The sequence below is a fragment of the Amycolatopsis sp. NPDC049691 genome (genome assembly GCF_040675005.1).
Classification (GTDB): Bacteria; Actinomycetota; Actinomycetes; order Mycobacteriales; family Pseudonocardiaceae; genus Amycolatopsis.
In genome coordinates, this window is the sequence record NZ_JBFANX010000037.1 from 53659 (window position 1) to 60260 (window position 6602).

8 protein-coding genes are annotated in these 6602 nt (G+C 70.2%); 5 read left to right on the forward strand and 3 right to left on the reverse strand.

Annotated features, from left to right (window positions below; all coding sequences use genetic code 11):
- Positions 1–149: 149 nt before the first annotated feature.
- Positions 150–356, forward strand: coding sequence for a hypothetical protein (locus AB0J40_RS45850; protein ID WP_364466695.1), 207 nt, complete (start codon positions 150–152; stop codon positions 354–356).
- A 143-nt stretch (positions 357–499) separates the two neighbouring features.
- Here AB0J40_RS45850 and AB0J40_RS45855 read toward each other — a convergent pair whose 3' ends face one another.
- The gene (locus tag AB0J40_RS45855; RefSeq protein ID WP_364466697.1) at positions 500–865 is read right to left on the reverse strand and encodes an STAS domain-containing protein; all 366 of its coding nucleotides are present in this window, start codon (positions 863–865) and stop codon (positions 500–502) included.
- Between the two features lie 298 nt (positions 866–1163).
- Between AB0J40_RS45855 and AB0J40_RS45860 the strand changes: the two genes are divergently transcribed.
- A complete protein-coding gene (locus AB0J40_RS45860; protein ID WP_364466699.1) occupies positions 1164–1892 on the forward strand; it encodes a GAF and ANTAR domain-containing protein in 729 nt (242 codons plus the stop codon).
- 33 nt (positions 1893–1925) lie between these two features.
- Here AB0J40_RS45860 and ctaD read toward each other — a convergent pair whose 3' ends face one another.
- Positions 1926–3698, reverse strand: coding sequence for a cytochrome c oxidase subunit I (gene ctaD / locus AB0J40_RS45865; RefSeq protein WP_364466701.1), 1773 nt, complete (start codon positions 3696–3698; stop codon positions 1926–1928).
- 83 nt (positions 3699–3781) lie between these two features.
- Positions 3782–4744 (reverse strand): LLM class F420-dependent oxidoreductase, encoded by a 963-nt coding sequence (locus AB0J40_RS45870; protein WP_364466703.1) that lies wholly within the window; start codon positions 4742–4744, stop codon positions 3782–3784.
- Positions 4745–4863: 119 nt separating this feature from the next.
- Here AB0J40_RS45870 and AB0J40_RS45875 point away from each other — a divergent pair, with 119 nt between their 5' ends.
- The 3 genes from AB0J40_RS45875 (at position 4864) to AB0J40_RS45885 (ending at position 6493) form a co-directional block, all read left to right on the forward strand.
- Positions 4864–5193 (forward strand): plasmid stabilization protein, encoded by a 330-nt coding sequence (locus AB0J40_RS45875; protein WP_364466705.1) that lies wholly within the window; start codon positions 4864–4866, stop codon positions 5191–5193.
- Between the two features lie 62 nt (positions 5194–5255).
- Positions 5256–5705 carry an anti-sigma factor gene (locus AB0J40_RS45880; RefSeq protein WP_364466707.1) on the forward strand — a complete coding sequence of 150 codons (450 nt, stop codon included), beginning with the start codon at positions 5256–5258 and terminating at the stop codon, positions 5703–5705.
- Entirely contained in the window at positions 5702–6493 is a 792-nt protein-coding gene (locus AB0J40_RS45885) for a SigB/SigF/SigG family RNA polymerase sigma factor (RefSeq protein WP_364466709.1), read from the forward strand. The genes AB0J40_RS45880 and AB0J40_RS45885 overlap by 4 nt, the downstream gene beginning before the upstream one ends.
- The last annotated feature ends 109 nt before the right edge of the window (positions 6494–6602 follow it).

Sequence of the window (6602 nt, forward strand, 5' to 3'; positions counted from 1 at the left end):
GGCCGATTACCCGGTCTCATCCCACCCAACACAAGAGGCACCGATCGGGTTCCCGGAGACGGCGTTCGCTAGGCCGAACGAGTGAATTCACCCGGTTCCGCCGAGGGAACCGGCAAGGTAGGTGAGACCCACGTCACACAGGAGGCCGGATGGGCACCCAGCTCCGCATCAGCCGCGAGGACGGGTCGCTGCCCTGCGAAGTGTGCGGCTTCCCGACGATGCACGTCGCCCAGGTGGTGGCCGACGACGGGAGCGTCCTCGGCCGCACGCTGATCTGCACGACGTGCCAGCGCGGCCGGCACCGCGAGCCGGCCACCGAGACGGAGGCACCACCGGACGAGGTCCCGGCCGGTTAGCCACGGTGGCCCGCGCGCCAAAGCTTCGCGCGCCGGCCGACGTCAGGCCGAGGCGCCGAGCATCCGGCGGGGAACAACAGGCCGCCGCCAGGCAACCGCGCATCAGGCCAATGCGGAACAGCAGGCCGCCAACCAACCGCGCCTCAGGCCGGTGCGGGCTCGGGCCTCGTGGTCGCGACCGCCAGCCGCCCACGGGCGCCGGTCACCTCGAGGGCGCGCCGGACCATCGGGCTCTCGCCGGCGATCACCAGCAGTTCGGTGCCGTTCTGCTCGGCCTGCAGGGCCGCGTGCAGCAGCACCCGGACCCCCGCGACGCCGAGGAAGTCCACTTCGGACAGATCGAGGACCAGCCGGGCCGGGACCGCGCGCAGGCGGTCGGAAAGCAGCGTGGCGAGGTCCGGTGCCGTCGCCGTGTCGAGGGCGCCGCTCGCGGTGATCAGCACCGCGTGCGGGGCGGGCCACGTCGTGCGCAGCCGGAGTGCGGGATTGCGGGGTCGGGGGACTTCCATGCCGGTTCGCCGCCGTCCTGGGGGTGCGCGGGCCGCAGCGCCGCGCTCGAGGTCTGCCGGGGCCGGCTGCTGTGCTGAACCGTGAACCGAGCCTAACTCCGTTTGGACCACTCGCAACCGGCGTTGCTCCGAACGGGGGCGTGCCGCGCCGCGGCGGTGACCGCTTGTGCCCGCGGTGACCGGGATGCAGTAATCTCGCGCCGGACCCGTTAAAGCGCTAGCGGCCCACTAGTGGCGCGCGCCCGGGTCCTCCCTGGTTGAGAGCGCCCGGAGAAGCGAGAAGAGGGGCGTCACCAGGATGACGGGCGGCGATGAGCAGCTCACCGCGCGGTTGGACGAGGTCACGGTCGCGATGGAGTCGCTGACCGCGATGCTGGACACCGAGCTCGACCTCGGGCAGATGCTGCAGGCGGTGTGCGACCACGCCGTGCAGGTCGTGCCGGGGGCCGACATGGCGAGCATCACGCTGGTCCGCGACGGCGTGCCCGAAACGGTGGCCAGCACCGACCAGCGGGCGGTGAACTTCGACCGCGAGCAGTACCGGATCGGGGACGGGCCGTGCCTGCGCGCCGCCGAGACCGGGCAGCCGGTCCGCGTCGGCATCGGGGCGGTCGGGGACGTGTGGCCGCAGTTCGTGTCCGCGGCCGAACAGCTCGGGGTGGCCAGCTTCCTGGCCGCGCCGCTGACCGTGGACGACGACATGTCGGGCGCGGTGAACCTCTTCGGCTTCGGCGAGCACGGGTTCAGTGAGCTGGGCACGAAGATCCTCGAGCTGTACACGGCGACGGTGGTGATCGGGCTGCGCAGCGCCCGCCGGTACTTCGCGGCCCGCGAGCTGATCGACCAGCTGAACCGGGCCCTCGAAACGCGCGCGGTGATCGACCAGGCCAAGGGGATCCTGATGGCCGCGCACCGGATCACCGCGGAGGAGGCGTTCCAGCGCCTGGTGAAGCGGTCCCAGGACGGCAACCGGAAGCTCCACGAAGTGGCGGCGGAATTCGTCGCGGCGGTCGCGACGACGAACTAGGCCGGGTCCGCGCGCTCCGGCCGGCGTGCCCCGTCAGCGGGACGAGCCCGCCGAGCCCGCGTGGCCTTCCCTCGACCCGGCAGGCTCCGCGCCCGGGTCGAGCGCCTTGGTCTTGGCCCGCTTCGACCGGATGTAGCGCTCCTCCTTCATGCGCTCCACCGCCTCCGGGTGGTGCAGCTCGAAGGCGGGCCGCTCCGACCGGATCCGCGGCAGGTCCACGAAGTTGTGCCGCGGCGGCGGGCACGTCGTCGCCCATTCGAGGCTGTTGCCGTAACCCCACGGGTCGTCGACCAGCACCTGCTCGCCGTAGCGGTAGCTCTTCACGACGTTCCAGATGAACGGCAGCGTCGACGCGCCCAGGATGAACGCGCCGATCGTCGAGATCGTGTTCAGCGTCGTGAAGCCGTCCGAGGTCAGGTAGTCCGCGTACCGGCGCGGCATACCCATGTCGCCCAGCCAGTGCTGGATCAGGAACGTCGTGTGGAACCCGATGAACGTCGTCCAGAAGTGCCACTTGCCGAGGCCTTCGTCGAGCATCCGGCCGGTCATCTTCGGGAACCAGAAGTAGATGCCGGCGAACGTCGCGAACACGATCGTGCCGAACAGGACGTAATGGAAGTGGGCGACGACGAAGTAGGAGTCGGTGACGTGGAAGTCCAGCGGCGGCGAAGCCAGGATGACGCCGGTGAGGCCGCCGAACAGGAACGTCACCATGAACCCGACCGACCACAGCATCGGGGTCTCGAAGGTCAGGTGCCCCTTCCACATCGTGCCGATCCAGTTGAAGAACTTGATCCCGGTGGGCACCGCGATGAAGAACGTCATGATCGAGAAGAACGGCAGCAGCACCGCGCCGGTGGCGAACATGTGGTGCGCCCACACGACCGCCGACAGCCCGGTGATCCCGACGGTCGCGAACACCATCAGCCGGTAGCCGTAGAGCGGTTTGCGGCTGAACACCGGGACGATCTCGGTGACGATCCCGAAGTACGGCAGCGCCACGATGTAGACCTCGGGGTGCCCGAAGAACCAGAACAGGTGCTGGAACATGATCGCCCCGCCGTTCTCGGGGTCGAACACGTGCGCCCCGAGCCGGCGATCCGCCTCCAGGCCGAACAGCGCGGCCGTGAGGATCGGGAACGCCAGCAGGATCAGCACGGCGGTGAACAGGATGTTCCAGGTGAAGATCGGCATCCGCCACATGGTCATCCCGGGCGCGCGCAGGGTCACGATCGTGGTGACCATGTTGACCCCGCCCAGGATCGTGCCCAGCCCGGACACGATCAGGCCCATGATCCACAGGTCCCCGCCGACGCCCGGCGAGTGGATCGCGTTGGACAGCGGCGTGTAGGCCGTCCAGCCGAAGTCGGGCGCGCCGCCCGGGGTGAGGAACGAGCTGATCACGATCAGCCCGCCGAACAGGTAGAGCCAGTAGGCGAACGCGTTGAGCCGGGGGAACGCGACGTCCGGCGCGCCGATCTGCAGCGGCAGGATGTAGTTGGCGAACCCGAACAGGTTCGGGGTGGCGTAGAGCAGCAGCATGATCGTGCCGTGCATGGTGAACAGCTGGTTGTACTGCTCCGGGGAAAGGAACTGCAGTCCCGGCCGGGCCAGCTCGCCCCGCATCAGCAGCGCCATCGCGCCGCCCGCCATGAAGAAGGCGAACGACGTCGTCAGGTACAGCAGCCCGATCGTCTTCGGGTCGGTGGTCCGGAACAGGGCGAGCAGCGTCCCGCCCTTCGGTCCCCGCCGCGCCACCGCCAGCGGCACCGCCCGCAGGCTCGGCGCCGGCTTCACCTCGGTCATCCGCAACTCCTTGTCGCCGGACTGTCCCGTACCCGCGTACTACTCCTGATGACCACGCGCCGCGTTCCCCCGAACGGGTGCAATTACTCCCGCAGTGCCGGGAGCAGCTCCTTTTCGGCGAAGTCGAGGAAGCCGTCCTGCTGGTCGCCGCCGATCTGGACCAGGGCGACGTCGGTGAAACCGGCCCGCTCGAACTCGCGCAGGCCCTCGACGATCGGCTCGACGTCCGCGCCGCACGGGATCGAGCCGGCGACGTCGTCCTCGCGGACGAACTGCGTGGCCCCGGCGAACCCGGCCGGGCCGGGCAGCTCGGCGTTGACCTTCCAGCCGCCGGCGAACCAGCGGAACTGCTCGTGGGCGCGCTTCACGGCCGCGTCGCGGTCGGTTCCCCAGGAGATCGGCATCTGCCCGATCTTGCGGCTCGGCGGCCCGAGCTTCGTCGCGTCCCACTCGCTCGACAGCTCGGCCTTCGGCTCGACGGCGATCATCGCGTCGGCGACCGGGGCGAACCGCCGGATCGACTGCGAACCGGACACCGCGACACCGATCGGCACGCGCGTCTCCGGCAGGTCCCACAGCTTCGCGGAGTCGACGCGGAAGTGCTTGCCCTCGTAGTCGAAGTAGCCGCCGTCGAAGAGGCCGCCGATGATCTGCAGGGCTTCGGCGAGCATGTCGTGCCGCACGTTCGCCGGCGGCCAGCCGCGGCCGACGACGTGCTCGTTGAGGTTCTCCCCCGCGCCGAGCCCGAGGGTGAACCGGCCGTCCGAGAGCGCCTGGACTGTCGCCGCCTTCTGCGCGACGACCGCCGGGTGGTACCGCATGGTCGGGCAGGTCACGTAGGTCATCAGCTCGACGCGTTCGGTGCTCTGGGTGACCGCGCCCAGCACGCTCCAGGCGTAGGGCGCGTGCCCCTGCTCGTCCAGCCACGGCGAGTAGTGGTCGCTCATGACCTCGAAGTCGAAGCCGGCCTGTTCCGCACCGGCGGCGAAGCGGACCAGGTCGTTCGCCCCGGCCTGCTCGGTCATCAGCGTGTAGCCGATCTTCATCGGCGCCTCCTCTCGGTCAGCTCCCCGCGTACCCAGCCGTCGGCGCGGGTAACCGGGACGTCGCGGGGTTTACCGGGTGATCAACCGGGTACCCCGCCCGCGAGAGAAGGGAGTGTGCCATGCCTCGATCGTGGAGCGCCAAGCGTGAACGGCAGTATGAGCACGTCAAGGACTCGGCCGAGGACCGCGGGGCGAGCACGAAGCGGGCCAAGGAGATCGCGGCCCGGACCGTGAACAAGAACCGCGCGCAGTCGGGCGAATCCCGGCAGGCCAGCAAGACTTCGGTGAAGGACAAGTCGCCGCAACAGCGCGGTGGCGAGCGCTCCGGGAACCGCAAGGGCCCGGGCGGGCCCACCAAGGACCAGCTGTACAACGAAGCGAAGAAGCGGAACATCAACGGCCGCTCGACGATGACCAAGAAGGAACTCGAACGGGCGCTGGGCCGGTGACGAAACCGGAAACCCCTGATCAGCAAGTGTCGGCATTCCCCCAGATGGGTAGTACCTCCCGCATGGAAGAAACACGAAGCGGCGGCTCGCACGGCGGCAAGCCGACGTTGGACGAGCTGCTCGAAGAGCCGGTGGAGCTGCGCCTGCCCGCCATGGCGGAGCAGATCCCGCTGGTCCGGATGCTGACGCATGGCGTCGTGTCGCGGGCGGACTTCGGCCTGGACGCCATCGCCGACGCGAAGATGGCCGTCGACGAGGCGTGCGCGCAGCTCGTCCAGCTGGCCGAGCTCGGCACCCAGCTGCACTGCCGGTTCCTCCAGGCGGCCGACGGCCTGCACGTCGTCGTCTCCACCCGGTCGACCGACGCGCGGCCGCCCAGCGACCGCACGTTCGGCTGGCACGTACTCACCACGTTGAGCCGGTCGGTGACCGCGCACTGCGACGTCCTTCCCGGTGGAGGCGCGGGCATCGTCACGATCGAGCTGGTGCTGAACCCGGGAACGAGCGCGTGAGCGGCGAGCGGAAAACCCTCCTCCACCGCCCGGACGAATACGCCCACTGTGAACCGCTGTTCGAGGAACTGGGGACCCTGGACGTCGACGACCCGCGGCGGGAGGCGGTCCGGAGCAAGCTGGTGACCGAGCTCCTGCCGCTGGCCGAGCACATCGCGACCCGGTTTTCCGGACGCGGCGAGCCCCGGGAGGACCTGGTCCAGGTGGCGCGGATCGGCCTGATCAACGCCGTCGACCGGTTCGACCCCACCCGGGGCCACGACTTCCTGTCCTTCGCCGTCCCGACGATCATGGGCGAGGTGCGGCGGCACTTCCGGGACACCGGCTGGTCGGTGCGGGTGCCGCGGCGGCTCAAGGAACTGCACCTGTCCCTGAGCCAGGGCTCGGCGGTGCTGTCGCAGCGCCTCGGCCGCGCCCCGACGCCGACCGAGCTGGCCGAGCACCTGAACCTGGACGTCGAAGAGGTCCGCGAAGGGCTGGTGGCCGGCAACGCCTACCAGGCCCTGTCGGTCGACAAGCCGGTGCACGACGACGCCGAGGCGCTGTCGCTGGCGGACACCATGGGGGAACCCGACCACGAGATGGCCATGGTGGAGAACCACGAGGCCCTCCAGCCCCTGCTGCAGGAGCTGCCCAAGCGGGAGCGCGCGATCCTGGTGATGCGGTTCTTCGGCGGCTTGACGCAGACGCAGATCGCCGACCGGGTCGGGATCTCCCAGATGCACGTCTCCCGGCTGCTGTCGCAGACCCTGGAGCAGCTCCGCGGGAAGCTCACCGGCGAAGGCTGACGCCCGCCGGACCCCGCACCCCCTTCTTCCGCGTCCGCGGACCTCGTCGGGGCCGGCCGCGCGCGGCCGGCCCCCGCGGCCGGGGGAGTGCCAGCCCCGGGGGGGGGCC